Genomic DNA, 1,509 nt, shown 5'->3' on the forward strand with positions numbered 1-1,509 from the left:
TGTCTGACGTCAGCACCCATGGGACAGATTTGATGTTTTCGTAACGGAGGATTTCTGGTTCATCGCAGCCATCAAGGAGCGAAGATGAACAAGAAATCCGAAACATCGAAGGACGCCGCTGACAAGCTGGTCAAGGGCATCAAGCGCAAGACCCGCAAACAGTACTCGGCCGAGGAGAAGATCAGGATCGTGCTGGCGGGCTTGCGAGGCGAGGAGAGCATTGCCGCGCTGTGCCGCCGTGAGGGGATCAGCGAGAGCCTGTACTACACGTGGTCGAAGGAGTTTCTCGAGGCGGGCAAGCAGCGGCTGGCGGGTGACACCGCGCGTCAGGCAACCTCGCCCGAGGTCAAGGAACTGCGCTCGGAGGCGACAGCGCTGAAGGAGGTCGTTGCCGACCTGACCCTGGAAAATCGCCTGCTTAAAAAAAGCATGATCGGGGATGGGGAGTGCGAAACATGAGGTATCCCGCATCGGAAAAGCTGGAGATCATCCGCACCGTGGAAGCCTCGCATCTGCCGGTTCGCCAGACGCTGGCCATGCTGGGCATCCCCAGCACGACCTATTACCGCTGGTATGACCGATGGTCGGAAAGCGGGCTTGATGCGCTGAAGGATACGGCGCCGCACCCGGGCTCTGTGTGGAACCGCCTCCCGGACGAGACCCGTGCCGACGTCATCGAGTTTGCGCTGGAACATGAGGATCTGACGCCCCGCGAGCTGGCGGTAAAATACACTGACGAGAAGAAATATTTTGTCTCGGAATCATCCGTTTACCGGATCCTGAAGGCGGAGGATCTGATCACGGCGCCGGCGCATATCGTGATGAAGGCGGCCAATGAGTTCAAAGACAGGACCACGCGGCCGAACGAACTCTGGCAGACGGACTTCACCTATCTCAAGGTCCTGGGGTGGGGCTGGTTCTACCTGTCGACCATCCTGGATGATTACAGCCGGTACATCATCGCCTGGAAGCTTTGCACGACGATGAAGGCCGAGGACGTGACCGACACGCTCGACCTGGCGCTGGACGTCTCGGGCTGCGACAGCGCGACCGTGGCCGCCAAGCCAAGGCTGCTCAGTGACAACGGATCCTCTTACATCGCGGGCGATTTGGCGGACTATCTCGACGAAAAGGGCATGGACCATGTCCGCGGCGCGCCCTACCACCCGCAGACCCAGGGCAAGATCGAGCGATGGCATCAGACCATGAAGAACCGCGTGTTGCTCGAGCATTACTTCCTGCCCGGGGATCTCGAACGCCAGATCAGGGACTTCGTCGAATACTACAACACCCGCCGGTACCACGAGAGCCTGGGCAACCTGACGCCTGCCGACGTCTACTTCGGCAGGGGAGAGAAAATCCTGAAACAGCGAGAGGAGATCAAACGCAAAACCATGCTTACGCGGCGCTTGCGCCACGAAACTGAAACCGCATAAGATCAACCCACGGTGAGCCAGAGCCTCCAATCCGAAAGCCGATCAAGCGTCCCAAATTATCTGACGACGTACA

The 1,509-nt window shown here is 59.1% G+C and carries 1 protein-coding gene; it reads left to right on the forward strand.

Annotated features, from left to right (window positions below):
• Positions 1-84: 84 nt before the first annotated feature.
• A protein-coding gene (locus ACH107_RS32755; protein WP_412509768.1) for an IS3 family transposase occupies positions 85-1,436 on the forward strand; the annotation gives its coding sequence in 2 pieces (ribosomal slippage) (positions 85-421 and positions 421-1,436; 1,353 coding nt in all).
• Positions 1,437-1,509 lie beyond the last annotated feature (73 nt).

This window comes from Roseovarius halophilus (ex Wu et al. 2025) (assembly GCF_047086965.1).